Annotated in this window: 11 protein-coding genes; 10 read left to right on the top strand and 1 reads right to left on the bottom strand. The window is 74.2% G+C overall.

Features of this window, described 5'->3' with window-relative positions; genetic code table 11:
• The first annotated feature begins 100 nt into the window (after nucleotides 1-100).
• Entirely contained in the window at nucleotides 101-439 is a 339-nt protein-coding gene (gene cyaY / locus WME89_RS15275) for an iron donor protein CyaY (RefSeq protein WP_438009887.1), read from the top strand.
• Nucleotides 440-448: 9 nt separating this feature from the next.
• Here the strand turns inward: cyaY and WME89_RS15270 are convergent, their stop codons facing one another.
• Entirely contained in the window at nucleotides 449-2,119 is a 1,671-nt protein-coding gene (locus WME89_RS15270; RefSeq protein WP_438009886.1) for a hypothetical protein, read from the bottom strand.
• Nucleotides 2,120-2,543: 424 nt separating this feature from the next.
• On the opposite strand from WME89_RS15270, the gene WME89_RS15265 reads away from it, so the two are divergent.
• The 9 genes from WME89_RS15265 (at nucleotide 2,544) to WME89_RS15225 (ending at nucleotide 17,907) form a co-directional block, all read left to right on the top strand.
• Nucleotides 2,544-4,751 carry a pseudouridine synthase gene (locus WME89_RS15265; protein ID WP_438009885.1) on the top strand — a complete coding sequence of 736 codons (2,208 nt, stop codon included), beginning with the start codon at nucleotides 2,544-2,546 and terminating at the stop codon, nucleotides 4,749-4,751.
• Nucleotides 4,752-4,962: 211 nt separating this feature from the next.
• On the top strand, nucleotides 4,963-6,450 hold the full coding sequence (locus WME89_RS15260) for an HD domain-containing phosphohydrolase (RefSeq protein ID WP_438009884.1): 1,488 nt from the start codon (nucleotides 4,963-4,965) through the stop codon (nucleotides 6,448-6,450).
• Nucleotides 6,451-6,452: 2 nt separating this feature from the next.
• Nucleotides 6,453-7,301 carry a lipoyl(octanoyl) transferase LipB gene (gene lipB / locus WME89_RS15255; protein WP_438009883.1) on the top strand — a complete coding sequence of 283 codons (849 nt, stop codon included), beginning with the start codon at nucleotides 6,453-6,455 and terminating at the stop codon, nucleotides 7,299-7,301.
• Nucleotides 7,302-7,384: 83 nt separating this feature from the next.
• A complete protein-coding gene (locus WME89_RS15250) occupies nucleotides 7,385-9,640 on the top strand; it encodes a hypothetical protein (protein ID WP_438009882.1) in 2,256 nt (751 codons plus the stop codon).
• 162 nt (nucleotides 9,641-9,802) lie between these two features.
• Nucleotides 9,803-10,501, top strand: coding sequence for a hypothetical protein (locus tag WME89_RS15245; RefSeq protein WP_438009881.1), 699 nt, complete (start codon nucleotides 9,803-9,805; stop codon nucleotides 10,499-10,501).
• A 127-nt stretch (nucleotides 10,502-10,628) separates the two neighbouring features.
• A complete protein-coding gene (locus WME89_RS15240; protein ID WP_437309846.1) occupies nucleotides 10,629-11,180 on the top strand; it encodes a hypothetical protein in 552 nt (183 codons plus the stop codon).
• A 23-nt stretch (nucleotides 11,181-11,203) separates the two neighbouring features.
• Nucleotides 11,204-12,457, top strand: coding sequence for a PQQ-dependent sugar dehydrogenase (locus WME89_RS15235; RefSeq protein ID WP_438009880.1), 1,254 nt, complete (start codon nucleotides 11,204-11,206; stop codon nucleotides 12,455-12,457).
• Between the two features lie 154 nt (nucleotides 12,458-12,611).
• Complete coding sequence (locus WME89_RS15230) at nucleotides 12,612-15,752, top strand: hypothetical protein (RefSeq protein ID WP_438009879.1); 3,141 nt, start codon at nucleotides 12,612-12,614, stop codon at nucleotides 15,750-15,752.
• Between the two features lie 67 nt (nucleotides 15,753-15,819).
• Nucleotides 15,820-17,907: a S9 family peptidase gene (locus tag WME89_RS15225; RefSeq protein ID WP_438009878.1), complete on the top strand. Its 2,088-nt coding sequence runs from the start codon at nucleotides 15,820-15,822 to the stop codon at nucleotides 17,905-17,907.
• Nucleotides 17,908-17,989 lie beyond the last annotated feature (82 nt).

Below are 17,989 nucleotides of genomic sequence, written 5' to 3'. Positions count from 1 at the left end.
GAGGCGATGAGCAACGTCGAGCTCTACCCGTCCCCTGGGAGTGAGCGGGCGGGGCGCTTCCCCATACCGCCTTGGCGCGCGCGGGTGTAAGCGGATCGTCATGAGCGGAGAGCCCCTGTCGGAGCGAGAGTTCGACGCCGTGGCCGATCAGTCGCTGCGCGCCCTGGATCGAGGGATCAACGAGATCCCCGACGGCGTGGAGGCCGATCTGCAGAGCGGCATTCTCACCCTGGAGTTCGAGGACGGCGTCAAGTACGTCGTCAACAGCCACCGCGCGGCGCGGCAGATCTGGATGGCCGCCGAGCGGGCCGCGTGGCACTTCGACTACCAGCCGTCCGAGGGCCGCTGGGTGGCGCAGCGGACCGGCGAGGAGCTCTGGAGCACGGTCGAGGCGGTGCTGTCCCGCAAGCTCGGCCGCGCGGTGAAGCTCGAGCGCTGAGCCCCCGGGTCACAGGGCGATGCGCATGCCGAACCCCCCGAGCACGCCGGTGGCCGAGGCGCCCACCCTGAGATCCAGCGCGAAGCGATCCCACGGGCGGAACGAGAGGCCGATCTCGGGCAGGACGAGCCACGGGTAGACGAGCGGCCGCAGGCCCTGGGGCCTGCCCTTGGGGCGGGTGAACCAGCTCGGCTCGACGTAGCCGGGGTAGTGATCCGCGTCGTAGTCGAGCTGGTTACAGTACCGGAAGCTCCCTGCGGGGTTGTTCGGGCCGCGGCATTTCACGTAGCGGTACGGGTCCCCCGGCACGAAGGTGCTCTGGTCGCCGGGGACGGCGTCCGCCGGGTACGCCTGGGTCCGGTAGAGATCGCCCATGAACGTCCAGCCCACGCCGAGGCCCGCCCCGATGCGGAAGGCGAACAGCTCGTTCCGGTCGAGCGGGATGTTCCAGACCAGGCGGGCGTCCGCCTGGAGCGCCTGGAGATCGCTCGCGACGATCTCGTAGTCGGTGTCGGGGTGCCCCTTCGGCTTGAAGGGCGTGTCTTGCATCAAGAAGCGCGCGTAGGCGACCGCGAACACGAGGTCGAACGTCCCGAGCCTCGTCGAGAGCGCGAGCTCTCCGCCAGGAACGAGGACATCCCGCCCCCCTTCCCCGAGGAGCTTGAACATGACCTGCGGGACGTAGAAGCCCCGGAAGCCAGCGCCGAGCCACACCTTGCGCTGCTTGCGCGGGCCGGGGGGCGTGGGCTCGGGCATCTCCACCGGAGGCTTCGCCGTCGGTCCAGGGCCCGGCGCGCCGCCCGGCGTGGTCTCGGCGCGGCGCGGCGGCTCGGCAGGCGGCTTCGTCGCCACCGGCTTCTCCGGCGGCCTCTTCACCGGCGGCTTCGTCGCCACCGGCTTCTCCGGCGGCCTCTTCACCGGCGGCTTCTTCACCGGCGGCTTCGTCGCCACCGGCTTCTCCGGCGGCTTCTTCACCGGCGGCTTCTTCACCGGCGGCTTCGTCGCCACCGGCTTCTCCGGCGGCTTCTTCACCGGCGGCTTCTCCGGTGGCTTCGTCGCTGGCGGCTTCGTCGCCACCGGCTTCTCCGGCGGCTTCGTCGCTGGCGGCTTCGTCGCGCCGGGCTTCGGCTTCAGGCGCAGCTTGATCTCGCGCCGCTGCTTCTCCTTCAGCGCGATCTTCTGCGAGCTCTGCTCGTACCCGTCAGCCCTGGCGACGACGACCAGCTGCACGCCCGGGTCAAACGGGTGCGGCGACGACGGGTCGCTGATCTCCTCCCCGTTGACCTCGACCACGAGCCCCTCGTACGGCTCCACCGGCGTGACGACGAGGGTCGGGATGCGCGCCTCGAGCTGCGCCGCCTTCTTCTTCGCAGATGTGATCGCCGCGACATCTCGCCCGTTGTAACCGGGCTCCTTCTTCTCGCTGGCGACCGTGTGATAGATCTCACTGGCCTTCAGCAAGTCGCCACGCTTCACGTAGCAGTCGGCGAGTGGGACCGCCGAGCTCGGGCGATGGCGCTGGCTCTCGGCGGATTCGAGGAGCGGGATCGCCCGCTTGCAGAACCCGCCTCTGGCCGCGTTGATGCCCTGGTTCGCTTCCTTGTCACCCGGCGCGGCGAGCGCCGGATGGACGAACAGCGCGGCCAGGATGCCGACGAGACAAGCGATCGGAAGACGCAAGAGGCGGTCAGTCTACCACCTCGTCCGCCGAGCGCGCGGGCGCACGCGCCGTCGCGGCCGGATGTCGCGAACGGCACCGCTCGAGGAGCGACGCGGGGCGCTGCCCACATTGGCTCCTGGTTCGCCCGACGACCGGCTCGACGGAGCGGCGGTCCTGGACGGCCAGCCGCCCGGGCCAACCGCCCCGGTCGCCTGGAAACGCGGGAACGGGCCAGGGCCGCCCGCGCCTCCTCCGCAACGCGCCCCGAACGCAGAAGCACGGCAGACGAAAAGCTCGACGCGCTCCGCTTTACACCTTCGACGCTGGACGAGAGCCCCTGTAAGCTCCCCCGGAATGGCTTCCGGCGCAGGTATCGAAGAACCGCACGGGCTGGGCGAGAGCACCAGCGCAGAGGGATCGGGCGGCGGCGTTTTGTCCGGGCCCGTGCGGCGCACATTGAAGGCAGGCGAGATCCCGAACACGCTGATCGAGTGCACGCACTCGGTCGAGTGCGCGGGCTGTCCGCTCATCGCGGGCGATTACGCTGAGCAGCTCGGCACGAAACGCGCGCGGGTCGTCTCCGCGGCCGCGCACTACCCATCGCTCGAGCTGCTCCAGACGAGCCCGGTCATCCCGGCCGATCCGATCACCGGCTACCGCGGGCGAGCGAAGCTCATCGTCGCTCCCTCCGGCGCGATCGGGCTGTACGGCCGCACAGGGCACCACGAGGTCGTCGACATCCCGGGCTGCCGGGTCCTCGCCCCGGCGCTCGCCGCGGTGACCTCGCGGCTCCGCGAGCTGATCGCGTCGCCGCCCCCCGAGGTCCGGCCGCTGCTGCTGCCGTACGATCCGGCGAGGGGCGGCGTGCTCCGCGCCCTCGATCTGCGCGAGGTCCACCTCGCGCCCGGCACCCAGCTCTTCGCGGAGACGGGCGCGACCGAGGACAACCCGGCGTTCGTGCTGATCACGTTCGTCCTCCAGCGCGAGCGCGCGTGCACGCGCGACGAGCTGCGGGAGGCCGGCCGCGCCATCCGCCCGATGCTCCCGCGCGTCATCGGCATCGCCGCGAACTTCCATGACGCGGAGGCGCCTCAGATCCTCGGGCCCGAGACGATCGTGCTCGACGGCGTCTCGCACGCGGAAGACCGGATCGGGCAGACCTACCACGTCGCCGCGTTCGGCTCGTTCGTGCAGGCGCACAGGTCGCAGGCCGCGCGCGTGCACGCCCTCCTGCTGCGCGAGATCGCGTCGCTCGAGAACGACGGGCCCGTGATCGAGGGCGAGGCCGCGATGGGCCCCGCCTCCCGGCGCAAGGAGCCGCCGCGCATCCTCGACCTCTACGGCGGCTCGGGCGCGATCTCGCTCGCGCTCGCGCAGGGCGGCAACCGCGTCCTGATGGTCGAGTCCTTCGCGCCCGCGGCGGTGAACGCGCGCGCGGCGGCGGAGGCCCAGGGGCTGAGCCAGCGCGTGGAGGTGCGCACCGGCGACGTCTCGGAGATCGTCGGCTCGCTGGTCAACAGCTCGGAGAAGTTCGACGGCATCGTGGTGAACCCGCCGCGGCGCGGCGTCTCCCCGACGGCGCGCGAGGCGATCGCGCGCCTCGGCGCGCCGCTGCTCGTCTACGTCTCGTGCGATCCCGACACGCTCGCGCGCGACCTCGATCACTTCTGCCGGCTCGGGTACTCGTCGACGGAGCTCACGCCGCTCGACATGATCCCGCTGACCGAGGAGATCGAGACGATCGCCGCCCTGCGCCGCACGCCGCCCCCGGCGCCGAAGGTCATCTACGATGACGACGGCGTGCTGGTCGTCGAGAAGGGCCCGCACGAGCCGGTCGCCACGCAGGCGGAGTACCTCGGCTCGCTGCTCGCCCGCTGCGCGCGCGTCCCCGGCGTCACCTCGACGCCGGTCATCGTGCACGCGCTGGACCCGGGCACGAGCGGCCTGGTCATGCTCGCGCGCAACGAGGAGGCGGCCGCGCGCTGGAGCGAGGCGCTCACGAAGACCGGTCGCCTCATCTACCTGGCGGCGGCCAAGGGCGTCACCCCGGGCAAGGGCGCGATCACCCGCGACCTCCGGGAAGGCACGCGCACGTACACCGCGCGCACGCGGTACCGCCGCCTCGCGGTCGCGTCGGGCCACTCGATCCTCCGGGTCATCCCGGACGGCGGGCGCACGCACCAGATCCGGCGGCACCTCGCCGCGATCGGGCACCCGATCCTCGGCGACGAGCGCTACGGCCACGTGCCGACGAACCGGTACTTCGAGGAGAAGCACGGGCTCGACCGCTCGTTCGTGCACCTCGTCCGCATCGAGATCGAGCACCCCCGCACCGGGGTGAAGATGATCATCGAGTCGACGCTTCCCGGCGACCTGCGCTCCGCGCTCGAGCGCTCGACCGGCCCCTCGGTCCTCCGCTTCCTCGAGCAGAAGCACGCGCTCGGCGAGCAGCGGGCGGTGGCCGTGCTGAGCACCGCCTCGGACGAGCCCGCGCCGAGCAGCAGGATGATCCCGCTGCGCACGGACGACTCCGAGTCCGCGCCGCCCCCCTCCATCCGCAGCCCCGGGCCGATCTCGATCCGCGTCCCGGACCTGGACGAGTCCCCCCGGACCATCCGGCACCCCATCATCTCGACCGGCGACGAGGACTGACCGCCCGCGCCGCAGCGCGCGGCGGCGGGCGGCGCTGCGGTGCTCACCGCGGTGCCACGGCTGCGTCCGCTTCACCTGGCCCGCGCCACCGCCTTACCCCAAGGGCGTGGGCGCCTCGCGGCGCGCCCGAGCGCGGGTCCGCTCGCGTGCCCGACCTGACCCCACCTTGGACCGATGGGCCGCGAGCGGATCTGGTAGGCTTGCCGGCGGCATGTCCACGCTTTCAGAAGACCGCCCTCGCATCCTCGTCGTGGACGACGAGAAGGTGATCCGCGACATGCTGGCCGACTTTCTCGGCATGGAGGGCTACTACGTCCGCACTGCCGAGGACGGCACCAGCGCGCTGAACGAGCTCACGAAGGGCCACTACGACCTCGTGATCAGCGACCTCAAGATGCCGCGCATGGGCGGCATCGCGCTGCTGGACGAGATCGGCAAGACGGCGCCGAACGCGCTCACGGTCATCATGACGGGGTTCGGCACCGTCGAGACCGCGATCGACGCGATGAAGCGCGGCGCCTACGACTACGTGCTCAAGCCGTTCAAGCTGGACGAGGTCGTGCACGTGGTCCAGCGCGGGATCGAGAAGCAGCGGATGGCGGCGGAGAACATCCGGCTGCGCGAGGCCCTGTCGCTCTACAAGGTGAGCGAGGCCATCGCGGCGAGCCTCTCGCTCGACCAGGTGCTCGAGACCGTCGCGGACAGCTGCCTGCACGAGGTCCGCGGCGACCTCATCTCCACCTGGCTCGACGACGGCGAGGGGAGCTTCTTCGAGCGGCAGCACCTCCGCGGCGCGTCGGTCCCCGCGGACGCGGACCTCGGCCGGCTCGACCCGACGGTCGTCCTCGAGCACTTCCGCCCCGAGGCGCTGCTCCTCGAGCAGGGCCTGAAGGGGCTCAGGTTCTTCGCGCAGGAGCCGGGGCTGCCGCTCCAGTCGCTCGTCGCCGTGCCGCTCCGCATCCAGAAGCGGCTCATGGGCTTCATCGCCGTCGCGTCGTTCACGCGGACGAAGCGCTTCGACGAGGGGCAGCGCAAGCTGCTCAGCATCATCGGGTCGCGCGCGGCGGCGGCCATCGAGAACGCGCGGCTGTACCAGGACCTCCAGGCGACGTTCCAGCAGACGATCGAGGGGCTCGCCAAGGCGATCGACAAGATGGATCGCTACACCGCGGGCCACTCGGATCGGGTCGCCGTCTACGCGGTCATGCTCGCCGAGCGGCTCGGCCTCGGCCCGCACGAGATCGAGATCGTGCGGCAGAGCGCGCTCATGCACGACATCGGCAAGATCGGGTGCGTGCTGAACCTGAACAAGCCGGGCAAGCTCACGAGCGACGAGTACGAGGTGTTCAAGCGGCACCCCGTCTACGGGCGCGACATCCTCGATCCGATCAAGTTCCTGCACCCGCTCATCCCCGGCGTGCACCTGCACCACGAGCGCTGGGACGGGCGCGGCTACCCGCTCCGGATGCGGGGCAACGAGATCCCGATCATCGCGCGCATCATCTCCGTGGCCGACACCTACGACGCGATGACGAGCGACCGCTCGTACCGCAGGGCGCTCCCGCACGAGGTCGCCGTCGCCGAGATCGAGCGGTGCTCGGGCTCGCAGTTCGACCCCGAGGTCGCGGCGAGCTTCACGACGCACATCGAGGCCTACCGCGACGAGCGGCGGGCGCAGGGCGAGAAGATCCCCGAGTAGCCATGCCGACCACCTCGCTCCGCGATCTCCTCCAGCCTGCGAAGGACCCGGGCGTCGCGCTCGGCGTACCCCAGCCGCGGCGGGCGCGCGCCGTGTGGCTCGGCCGCCGCCGCTACGCCCCGATCCACGATCTGCAGAAGCAGCTCATCGAGGCGCGCGCGCAGGGCCGCATCGGCGACACCATCCTGCTGCTGGAGCACGATCCCGTGATCACGCTCGGCCCGCGCGCGAACCCGGAGCACGTGCTGCTCGACTCGCGCACGCTGAACGAGCGCGACATCGATCTGGTCGCGACCGGCCGCGGCGGCGACGTCACCTACCACGGCCCCGGCCAGCTCGTGTGCTACCCGCTGCTCGACCTCCGGCCCGACCGGTGCGACGTGCGCAGGTACGTGCGGTCGCTCGCGGAGGTGATGATCCTGCTCGCGCGCGAGCACCACGTCGAGGGCGGCGTGGTGGACGGGATGATCGGCGTCTGGGTCGACCGCGCGGCCCCGGCGGAGTGGGGCGGCCCGGAGTGGGCGCGCGAGATCGCGAAGCTCGGCGCGATCGGCGTGCGCCTGTCGCGCTGGCTCACGATGCACGGCTTCGCCTTCAACATCGCGGTCGACCTCAAGGCGTTCGAGCTGATCGTGCCCTGCGGCATCCGCGAGCACGGGGTCACGTCGCTCCACGAGCTGACCGGACGCAGTCTCACCGTCGCCGAGGTCGCCCTCGCCAGCGCCCCGCAGCTCGCCCGCGGGCTCGACCTCGAGGTGCCCCGCGTCGAGGACCTGTCGGGGGTCGACGATCTCGCGAGCGCGCTGCTCGCCCCGGAGGCCAGCGCCGGCGAGGGCCGGAGCGCGCCCTAGCCGCGCGGCGCGGCGCCCCGCTGCGTGCGGCGCCGCTCGGCAAACGGTGACGCTCGGCCGTGCCGTGGGTTAAAAGCCGTCGCGTGCGCGCGCAGCAGCCCACGTCCCGTGAAAGCGACGGGAGCTCCCCTCGCCGCGACGGCGCCTCGGCGGCGCGGCCGCCGTGGCTGCGGCCCCTCGCCGCCTCGCTCGCCCTGGCGGCCGCGGCGCTGCTCGCGGTCGCGCTCCTCGGTCCCGTCGCGGTGGTCCGCGCCGGCGTGCGCCGCGCCGCCGCGTGCCTCGCCTCGGTCGAGGCGCCGCGCGGCCCCGCGCTGCCCGACTGCCGGTCCGAGATCCGCTGGTTCGCGATGCCGTCCCGGCTGCCGTGGACCTACCGGGCGGCGAGCGCGCACGCCGAGGAGCTCGGCGTGCGCGCCGCCGTCGCCGAGTATGTCGACGCGGCCGTCGGCCGGCCGGATCGCGCGGCGCTCGCCGGCGCGACCGAGGCGGTCGAGACGGCCCAGGCCATGGTCGCCGCCGGCTCCGGGCGCATGACGTTCGATGAGCTGGGGCCCGCCTGCGGCGCGCCGAGCCTCGCGCGCGAAGCAGCGAGGCTCGGCGATCGCCGCACGCTCCTGGAGCGGCCGGATCGCTGGCCCGACTGGCACGTGCGCGTGCAGACCCTGCGCGCGGCGCTCGCCGAGGGCGACCTGCCGCGCGCGATCGCGATCGCGAGCAGCTACGCGGGGATGGACCCGCGCGACGAGGACCTGCGCACGACGGTCGGCGCGATCCTCTGCCTGGGCACCGGCGCCGAGGCCAAGCGCGGCGTCGAGCTCTTGACCTTGAACCAGAACGACCGGGCGTCGAAGCGCCACGCGGGCATGTCGCGCAACTGGGGTGAGCTCCGCGCCGTCCTCGTCGCCTGCGCTGCGCGGGCCGGCGTGGAGCCCCCGGCGACGCCCGAGGCCCCCGAGGCCGGCGTGGCCGACGCCGTCGAGGCGCGGCTCGCGCAGCGCGTCCGCCTCGCTGCCGCCGCCGGACAGGGCGCCGCCGAGGCGAAGCAGCGCGCGCTGCGAGCGATCCGCGACCTGCTCGGCTCCGCCGCCGCGCTCGATCCGCAGGCCCGCGGGGACCTGCTCGCCGTCGTGCTGGCGGAGGACGAAGCGCTCGACGCGTCCGGGGCCGCCGCGCTCGCGCGGTCGGACGACGCGCTGGACGGGGACGACGAGCCTGCGGCCGGAGCGGAGGGCGCGCAGGCGCGCGGAGCGCCCGGCGCCGCGCCGGCGCTGCGGGCGGGCTCGCCGCTCGCGATCGACTGGCTCCCGGAGCGCGGGCTCGCGCGGCCGGTGCTCTCCGGATCGCTTCGCGCGCGCGCCGCCGAGCGCGCCGCCGAGCTGGCCGCCGCCCCTCAGCTCTCGCCGCCAGAGCGCGACACCCTGCGCGAGGTCGCCTGGGCCCTCGCGCTGCACGCCGCCCGCGAGCTCGCCCTGGAGGGCGACGCGCCCCGGGCGATCGACGCGCTGGATCGCTCCGCGGCGCTCACCCCGGAGCCCGCGCCGGAGGCGGCCCGCGCGCTCGCGCGATCGAGCGCGTGGCTCCTCGCAGGCGACCGCGATCGCGCGCTCGATCTCCTCGAGCGCGTCGACGTCGCCGCGGCGCCGCCAGCCCTCCGCGCGGCCGTGCTCCTTCAGCGCGCCGAGCTCCTCGCCTCGCGCGGGCGCCTGCTCGACGCCGCGCGCGCCGCCGTCCTCGCCGACGAGGAGGCCGCCGCACGCGCGACGCGCCTCAGCGGCGCCCCGGGCGCGCGCGCCGGGCTCGCCCTGCTCGACGTCCGGACGCGATGGACGCGGCTCGCCCTCGCCCGACCTCCGGGCGACTCGCCGCTCCGCCAGGGCGGCCCGCCCGCGCTGCTGCCGGCGGACCTCTCCGCCGCCTGGCCGTGGGTCGGTTTCGCGAGCCTCGACGCGCCCTGGGCGCGCGAAGGCCAGCCGGCGTTCTCGCGCGCGCTCGCCACCTGGAGCGCAGCGCGCGACGCCCCGCCGTCCACGCGCCGCGCGCTCCGCTACGCCGCCCTCCGCCGGCGCGGCGACGCGCCGCCCGCGCTCGTCCCGTACGCCGCGCTCGCGGCCCAGCTGCTCGGCGACGGTGAGGGCGACCCCGAGGTGTGGCTCGACGCCTTCTTCGCCCTCGACGCCGCGCGCTTCTCGCTCCGTCACTACACCTTCGCCAGGGCCGAGGCGGCGCGGTGGCGCGGCGATGACGGCGGCGCAGCCACATGGCAACGCCATCACGAAGCCCTGCGCGCGGTGGCCTCCGATCCGACCCGCGCCGAGATCGTGGGCTACCTCGGCCTCTGAGCCGCGCGACGGGCCGCGCACCCCGAACGGATCCCACGGTGTGGCGTTTCGTCCCATGCCCCGAAAACCTGGAGATCGGGCGCTCGCACGGCTGGCGGTGGAGGTGCTCGGTTCCTACGCTACAGCCTGGCTCGCGAGGGATCGCTCGCGGGGAGAGTCCTCATGTGTCCTCATTGTGGAAAGAACGCGCCCGTCATTCACCGCGGGCTCGCGGCCTATTGCACCGCTTGCGGCCGGGAGCGCCTGCCCTTCGCGGGCAAGTCGGTCAGCCTGGCGGGGAAGCCGTCCCGGTTCGGCGGGGCTGTCGCCGGCGCGCTAGGCTGGCTGATCCTCATCGGCGGCACCGCGCTGGCGCTGCTCCTCGGGCTGGGCGCGGCCGCGCTGTTCCCAGGCTCGATCGCCGGCCTCGCGATCGGCCTGCCGATCGGGTTCGTCGCCCTCACGCTCGGCCTGCTCCTGCTCGTCAGCGGGCGGAAGCTCTCCCGCTCCGGGGTGAAGGCGTCGCGCGACGCGCAGGTGCAGGCGATCTTCTCGCTCGCGTCGCACCGCCGCCGCCCGCTCACGGCGCAGGAGGTCGGCGTCGTGCTCGACCTGCCGGCCTCGGAGGCGGACGCCCTGCTCACCGAGCTCGCCAAGGAGCGCCCCGACGAGGTGGGCGTCGAGATCGGCGAGCGCGGCGAGATCCTCTACACCTTCCCCGGGATCTCGGGGCAGGCCGGCGTCCGCTTCCCCCAGCCCTCGCTGCGCATCGACCCGAGCGACGGCGCGGCCGACCCCGCGGCGCGGATCTTCTCGGAGGAGTTCGAGGAAGAGGACGCCGGCGCGTCCCGCGCCTCCCCGCGCCGCGAGCAGCTCCGCTGAGGATCTCCGCGGCGCGCATGCTAGCCTCGCGCCGCGCGCGCACATCGAGAGCCCGGCGCGCGCTGTCGTCGCCCTCGCGCCGTGGTTCGGCGCGAGGGCGCCCCGGGCTGCTCGCCGCCACCCGACCATGAGATGCTCCCCCGCCGCCCCGCTGACCGCCGCCGCGCTCGCGCTCGCCGCCCTCCTCGCCCCCTCGCAGGCAGACGCCTTTGAACGGCAATGGCACGCCGGCGCCAGCGTCGGGTACGCGCTCCTCGCGGACGGCGGGACGTACCCGGGGATCGGCGGCAGCCTCCACGCCTCCTACGGGCTCACGGACACCTTCAACGCGCTCGTCGAGCTCAACACCGCGTCGCACCCGGGCGGAGATCTCATGTTCCTCGGCGCGTCGGCCGGCGCCGCGTACGTCATCGACATCCTGCAATGGGTCCCTTACGTCGGCCTCATGACCGGCGCCTACGACAGCGTGCGCCTCGCGCCCTGCGGCTCGTACGGCCGGCCAGACTGCCACCGCGGCCAGTTCGGGGTCTCGATCCCGTTCGGCATCGACTACGCCTTCAACCGCCAGTTCGCCGCCGGCTTCGCCGGCAAGTACACGCTGCTCCTCCCCGGCGCAGGAGACGGTCCGGGCAGCTACTTCACGGCGTTCGCTCGCGCGGAGTTCCTCTGGGGCTACTAGCTGCGCGCGGGCGGGGGGCAGCGATGCGCCGCGGGCGCGCCGGGGACGTCGAGAGCTACCGCGAGCGCGCCGCGCCTCGTGCGCCGCGTGCCCCTGCGCCGCGCGGCCTCGACCTCCGCGCTCTCCCGCGCGCGCTCGCGGCCGTCGCTGCGGTCGCGGCGGCGCTCGCCCCTGGCTGCACGTGCGGCTCGCCCGCGCCGCCGCCGCCGCCGAGCCGGGACGCCGGAAGCGGCGTGAAGCTCTCCGTGTTCGCCCGCGGGCTCGACGCGCCGGTCGCGCTCACCTTTTCGCCCGGCGACGACCGGGAGCGCCTCTTCGTCGTCGAGAAGCCGGGGCGGGTCCGCATCCTCGCGGGCGGGCGCGCCCAGGGCGCGCCGTTCCTCGACGTGTCCGCGCTGGTCTCGACGGGAGAAGAGCAAGGCCTGCTCGGGATCGCGTTCCACCCGCGCTACGCCGAGAACGGGCGCTTCTTCGTCAACTACACCGACCGGCGCGGCGACACCCGCGTCGTCGAGTACCGCGCGGCCCAGGGCGACCCCGATCGCGCCGATCCGGCGACGGCGCGCGAGCTGCTCCACATCGAGCAGCCGTACTCGAACCACAACGGCGGCCACCTCGCCTTTGGCCCGGACGGCAAGCTCTACGTGGGCACCGGCGACGGCGGCAAGCGCGACGACCCCCACGGACACGGGCAGAACCGGCGCTCGCTGCTCGGCAAGATGCTGGCGCTCGACGTGAACGGCCCCGGGCAAGAGCGGCCCGCGCCGGAGATCGTGCAGATCGGGCTCAGGAACCCGTGGCGTTACAGCTTCGACCGCAAGACCGGCGATCTGTACATCGCCGACGTCGGCCAGGACCGCTTCGAGGAGGTCCACGTCGTGCCGGTCGACCGGATCGCGGGCCACAACTTCGGGTGGAACGTCGTCGAGGGCGACGGGCACTGCCTCCGCGGCCTCTCCTGCAGCCGCGAGGGGCTGACGCCCCCGGTGATGGAATACCCTCACGACGACGGCTGCTCGATCACGGGCGGCTTCGTCTACCGGGGCGCGGAGCTGCCGGAGCTCGACGGCCTCTACTTCTACGCCGACTACTGCACCGCGCTCCTCCGCAGCTTCCGCTGGAAGGACGGGCGCGCGACGGAGCCGACCGACTGGAGGCCGATCCTCGATCCCGACAATGCCCTCTCGCGCCTGACCTCGTTCGGGGAGGACGCGCGCGGCGAGCTCTACGTGCTCTCGCAGGACGGCGAGATCTACAGGTTCGCCCGGCGGCCGTGACCCGGGCCCGGCGCGCCGCCGCGGGCGGGCGCGGCGCGGCAGGCTTCCAACGGAAAACCGCTGTCATTCCCATGACGTCCGGCGGGGGAAGCGTCTACAAAGAACAGCGCAGTATTGCGAGGCCTCCGCGCAAACCCAACGGAAGGAGCGGACCGTGGAACAGCTTTGGCAGCGCGTCTCTGAGGGCCGGCACACGGCCCTGCTGGACATCATCCCCGGGGAGCCTCCGTCCCACCTCGGGCTGCGCGTCCTGCGCGTGCGCTGCGATGTGCCCGAGGCGGCGCTGGGGCCGCTGCACGACGTGCAAGCCAGGGTCGAGCGGCTCGTCGGCGGGGCGCCGCCGCTGCTCGATCAGGCGCGGAGCCGTGTGGTCTCGGGGCTCCGGCGCCGGCTCCTCGGCGACGTGCACGAGCGGATGGCCGACGCCGAGTTCATCGAGACCGTCAACCGCCTGGCGCAGCAGACCGATCGCAGGTGGGCCGTCGTCTTCGACGCGGTGGAGCTCGCCGACCACGCCACGCTCGAGGTGCTGCGGCGGGTGGTGTCCCGCCACGAGGCGCTCCGGGTCGCGCTCGTCCTGTCCTTCCGCCTGCACGCGCCCACGGGCCCCGCGGGCGACCTGCTCGGCGCGGTGCGCGCGTCGTTCGGCGCCGACGCGGTCCTCCGGCCGCCGGACGGCACGACCACGCTGACGAGCGTGACCGCGCCCCCGCCGCCGCAGGTCGCGCTGCGCGAGCTCCCCGGCGACGTGCTCCGGGTGCTCCGGGCCGGCGCGATCATCGGCTCGGGGTTCGAGAGCGAGCTCGTCGCGGCGCTCCTCCGCGTCGACGCGATCGACGTGCTCGAGGCGCTGCAGCGCGCCGCGGACACGGGCGTCCCGGTCGAGGACCGCGGCGAGGGGCGTTTCCACCTGCCGCAGGAGACCGTCGAGGCGCTTCGCAGGTCGATCCTCCCGTCGCTCGCGCGCGTGTGGCACCGGCGGCTCGCGACGCTCCTCAGCGAGGATCTGCTCGAGTCGGACGCGTCGGCGCGCGGCGCGCGCGCCGCGGCGGAGCCTGCCGCGGCCGATCAGAATCAGAAGAAGAGCCCTGGCGCCGCGCCGCCCGGGCAGAGCGTCGCGCCGCCGGCCCCTGGCGCCGCGCCGCCCGGGCAGAGCGTCGCGCCGCCGGCCCTCGGCGCCGCGCCGCCCGGGCAGAGCGTCGCGCCGCCGGCCTTCGGCGCCGCGCCGCCGACCCAGAGCGCGGCCGTCCTGGCGCCGCCCGTCGAGCGTCACCTGCTCGGCGGCGCGAGCCTGAGCGCCTCGCGCAGCGACGACGCGGCCGCGCGGGCCGCCGCCGCGCTGGCGAGGGCCGGCGCCGCGCCGAGCCCGACCGCGCCCCCGTCCACCTCGGCGCCCGCGATCGCGACGCCGCGCACCACCGGCCTCGCCCCCCCCACCGCCGCTTCGCCCACCGCCGCTTCGCTGTCAGCTCCACCCGGCGCGATCGCCGCCGCCGGGCCGACCCCGGAGGGCAGCGGCGCGGTGGCCGCCGAGCAGCGCGAGAAGGGCGCCGAGCCCGGCCTCGCTGGCTCGCGTGGCGGGGTGCCGCGAGCAGCCGACACCCTGCGGCCGCCGCCGGCCATGGCCTACGCCGGCGGCGGCGCGCACCTGAGCAGCCCGCGCCGCACGTCGCCGCGCGTCGCCCAGGAGCGGCCCACGCCGATCGCGCCCGCCGGGCCCGGCAACCCGCCGTGGCCCTACGCCGAGCTGTTCCACCGGAGCCCGGAGAGCCGCCGCCTCTCCGAGCCGCCCGAGTCGGTCCGGTTCGACGCCCCGCCCGATTCGCTCGACGCGCCCATCCCGGGGCCGGTCCGCGTGCCCCGCGATCTCGCGCCCGCCGTCGCCGGCTCCTCGGCCGACGAGCCTGGCCGCTCGGTGCGGGGCAGCTCGCTGCGCGTCCCCACCGCGCTGTCCGAGCGGTCGTCTCCCGGCGCGTCCCGCCCGTCCCTGTCGTGGCCCGCGCCGGCCGACCCCGCGGGTCCAGCGCGCCCCGTTGATCCGGGTCGCGCCGTTGCCGAGTCCCTGCGCGCCGCCGCGCCGCTCGGCGTGTCGCCACACCCGACCTCTTCATCGATCGACCGCTCCGAGGCGGCGAGCGCCACCGGCGCGGGGCTGCACGGCGCCGGGCGCCGGGCCCACGACGCGCGCGCGGCGGCCCACCTGAGCGAGGCGGGCGAGCTCGAAGAGGCGGCGCGGCGCTACCGCGCGGCCGCGGCGGAGGCGGCGGTCATGGGCGCGTACGTCCAGGCGCTGAGCTACGGGCAGAAGGCGCTCTCGCTGCTCGACGGCATGCCGCCCACCCCTGCGCGCCGGCGGCTCCGCATCGGCGCGCTCGCGGGGATCGCCCGGGTGCAGTGGCAGGCGGCCGGGCCGGATCCGGCCTTCACGCTGGCCGGCGCGCTCGAGGTGCTCGACGCCGCGCGCGCTCTCCTCACGCCGGGCGACCCGCCCGAGCTGCACGCCGAGGTCGCCGCGCTCATCGCGAGCGTCTGTTACGACATCGGCGACATGCGCTCGCTGGAGCGCGCGCTGGAGGAGCTGACGGCGGCGAGCCGCCTGCTGCTCGACGCCGGCGACGCGCTCGGCTCGGCCAGGCTGCTCAACGATCAGGCGGCGGTCTACGTGCGCATGGGCGATCCCGTCCGGGCGACGCACCTCTTGACCGAGTCGCGCCGGGTCTTCGAGGAGCGGGCCCGGGTCGATCCGGTGGCGCGCGTCGAGCTCGCGGAGACGGATCACCTCTTCGCGCGCATCCCGCTCCACGTCGTCGCCCGCCCCGGGCGCGAGTCCGACGCGCTGTCGATGGGGATCGATCACGCGCTCGCCGCGGAGCGCACCTACAAGCAGCTCGGGGACACCCGGGAGCTCGCCCGGGTCTGGGAGACGATCGGCCGGCTGGAGCTCCACAAGGGCCGCCTCGATCGCGCGACGCAGCGCCTGACGGCGGCGATCGAGGCCGAGGAGGGGCTCGGCGACCTCATCGGCCTGGCGCGCTCGACGGCCGCGCTCGCGGAGGTGCTCTCGGCGAAGGGGATGCACCGGGAGGCGCTGGCGGTGCTGGCCGAGTCCATGGCGATGAACCTGGAGAAGGGCTCGCCGCTCGGGCTCGCGTACAACCGCCGGGCGCTGAACGCGCTCGTCCCGAACATCTCGCTCCAGGGGGACGAGGCCGAGCTGCTGCGGAAGATCGCGGCGCAGCTCGCGGCGGCGGAGGCGGCCCTCGGCCGCCTGAAGCTCCCGGGCGAGCCCGACTGAGTCTGACGCCCGCGCCGCGCGGCCTTTGGTCTTGCCGGGGCCCGGCCGCTCCGGCGAAATGTCCCACATGTCGTCTTTCTCGAAGCAGCAGGGGCGCCGCGGCGGCGCGCTGCTCTCCCTCCTCGCCCTCTCCGCGGCGTGCGCGCCTGCCCCGTCGGCGCCCGCGCCGGCCGCGCCCGGCCCTGTCGCGTCCGCGCGGCTGGCGCCGGCGGCTCCTGCCGAGGCGCCGCGGCCTGCGCCCGCGCCGGAGCGGTCGGGGTACGAGGGGCACGGCGCGGCGAGCGTATCCCCCGAGATCCTGGCGCGGTACGCGGCGCCCCCGCTCCCGGACGACGTGTCGCGCCGGATCCAGGGGCTGCTCGACGTGCGCGCCCCCGGGGGCGGCGTCCTGGGGCCGGACGGCAAGGCGCTCTACTTCACCTGGACGATCACGGGGACGAGGCAGGTCTTCCGGCTCGACGGGCCGCAGCGCTTCCCGCTGCAGCTGACGGGCGGCGAGGATTCGACGGTGGTGGAGGACGTCACGCCGGACGGCGCGCGCCTCCTCCTCTCGCGCGATCGGAAGGGCGAGGAGAACCCCGGGCTCTACCTGCAGGACGCGAAGGGCGGCCCGCTGCTCGCCATCCAGCACAAGCCAGGAGTGCAGACCCAGCTGCAGCTCGTCTCCGACGACGGGCGGCACGTCTACTACCGGGCCAACGACGTCAAGAAGGACGCGTATGCCATCTACCGGTATGACATCGCGTCGAAGCAGCGCGAGCTCGTGTTCGATCGCGAGGGCATCTGGCGCGCCGTGGACGCCGCGGGCGACGGCCGCCTGCTGCTCGCGAGGGACGTGGGCTCCAACATGAGCGAGCTCTTCGAGTGGGCGCCGGCCGCCAAGGGCGGCGTGAAGGCCGATCCGGCGGCGGGGACGCTGACTCCGCTGGTCGGGCAGGGCGAGCGCGAGGACTACAGGGCCATGTACGGCGCGGCGCCAGGCGAGGTCCTCGTCCTCACGCCGCGGCTCGGGGAGTATCGCCGGCTCTACAGCTGGAAGGCGGGGAAGCTCACGCCGATCACGCCGGAGATCCCGTTCGACGTCAGCGCCTTCGCCATCGATCGGGCGCGGAAGCGGATCCTCTACACGGTGAACGAGCGGGGCTACACGCGGCTCCGCGCGCTCGACGCGAGGACGCACCGCGAGGTGAAGCTGCCGGCGCTCCCGGCGGCCGATCACGTGGTGCCGGTCTCGACGACGCGGGACGGCCGGTACACGACGCTGCTCCTGGAGAGCTCGAGGGCGCCGGCGACGAGCCATGTGCTCGACTGGACGACTGGCAAGCTCACCCAGTGGCACACTCCGAGCATGCCCGAGGTCGCGCCGGAAGCGTTCGCGGCGGCCACGCTGGAGTCCTATCCGGCGCGCGACGGGACGCAGATCCCGATGTTCGTGCGCCGCCCGGCGCAGTGCGAGCGGCCATGTCCGGTGATCGTGCATTTCCACGGCGGCCCGGAGAGCCAGGTCAAGGCGGGTTTCGGCGCGCGGGCGCAGATCTTCGTCGACGCTGGGTTCGTGTTCGTCGAGCCGAACGTCCGCGGGAGCGACGGTTACGGCAAGACGTGGCTGCACGCCGATGACGGCGCGAAGCGGCTCGGCGTGATCACGGACATCGAGGACGCGGCGAAGTTCGTCCGTGCGAGCTTCGGCCACGAGGGCCGGCCGCCCAGGGTCGGCATTTTCGGAGGCAGCTACGGCGGGTATTCCGCGCTGATCGGCATGACGATGTTCGCTGGCGCCTACGACGCGGGGGCCGCGGTGGTGGGCATGAGCAACCTGGTCACGTTCCTCGAGAACACGGCGCCTTATCGGCGCATCCTCCGGACCTCGGAGTACGGTGATCCCGAGAAGGACCGGGAGGCGTTGATGAAGCTCTCGCCGATCACGTACCTGGACCAGGTGAAGGCGCCGCTGCTGATCATCCAGGGGGTGACGGATCCGCGCGTGCCAGCCGGGGAGTCGGTGCAGATCCAGCGGGCGCTGGAGGCGAAGAAGATCCCGTCCGAGCTCATCTTGTTCCCCGACGAGGGGCATGGGGCGCAGAAGCGGGACAACCAGGCGCTCCAGTACGCGCACCTCGTGCGGTTCTTCCGGGCGCACCTCGGGGGGCGGTAGGCGTCGCGTTCCTGGTGCTCGTTCCAGAACCGCATTCTGGACAGCTCGTTCCAGAACCGCATTCTGGTACGCGGGGCCGTCG

The sequence above is a fragment of the Sorangium sp. So ce321 genome (genome assembly GCF_051530195.1).
Taxonomy (GTDB): Bacteria; Myxococcota_A; Polyangia; order Polyangiales; family Polyangiaceae; genus Sorangium.
Note: the sequence above shows the minus strand (reverse complement) of the source record. Positions and strands in the feature narration are given on the sequence as shown.

What these genes read in the sequence shown, in the direction of transcription:
- WME89_RS15240 (WP_437309846.1), top strand. Translation starts at nt 10,629, where the DNA reads ATGAGATGCTCCCCCGCCGCCCCGCTGACCGCCGCCGCGCTCGCGCTC.
- WME89_RS15235 (WP_438009880.1), top strand. Translation starts at nt 11,204, where the DNA reads ATGCGCCGCGGGCGCGCCGGGGACGTCGAGAGCTACCGCGAGCGCGCC.
- cyaY (WP_438009887.1), top strand. Translation starts at nt 101, where the DNA reads ATGAGCGGAGAGCCCCTGTCGGAGCGAGAGTTCGACGCCGTGGCCGAT.
- WME89_RS15245 (WP_438009881.1), top strand. Translation starts at nt 9,803, where the DNA reads ATGTGTCCTCATTGTGGAAAGAACGCGCCCGTCATTCACCGCGGGCTC.
- lipB (WP_438009883.1), top strand. Translation starts at nt 6,453, where the DNA reads ATGCCGACCACCTCGCTCCGCGATCTCCTCCAGCCTGCGAAGGACCCG.
- WME89_RS15260 (WP_438009884.1), top strand. Translation starts at nt 4,963, where the DNA reads ATGTCCACGCTTTCAGAAGACCGCCCTCGCATCCTCGTCGTGGACGAC.
- WME89_RS15225 (WP_438009878.1), top strand. Translation starts at nt 15,820, where the DNA reads ATGTCGTCTTTCTCGAAGCAGCAGGGGCGCCGCGGCGGCGCGCTGCTC.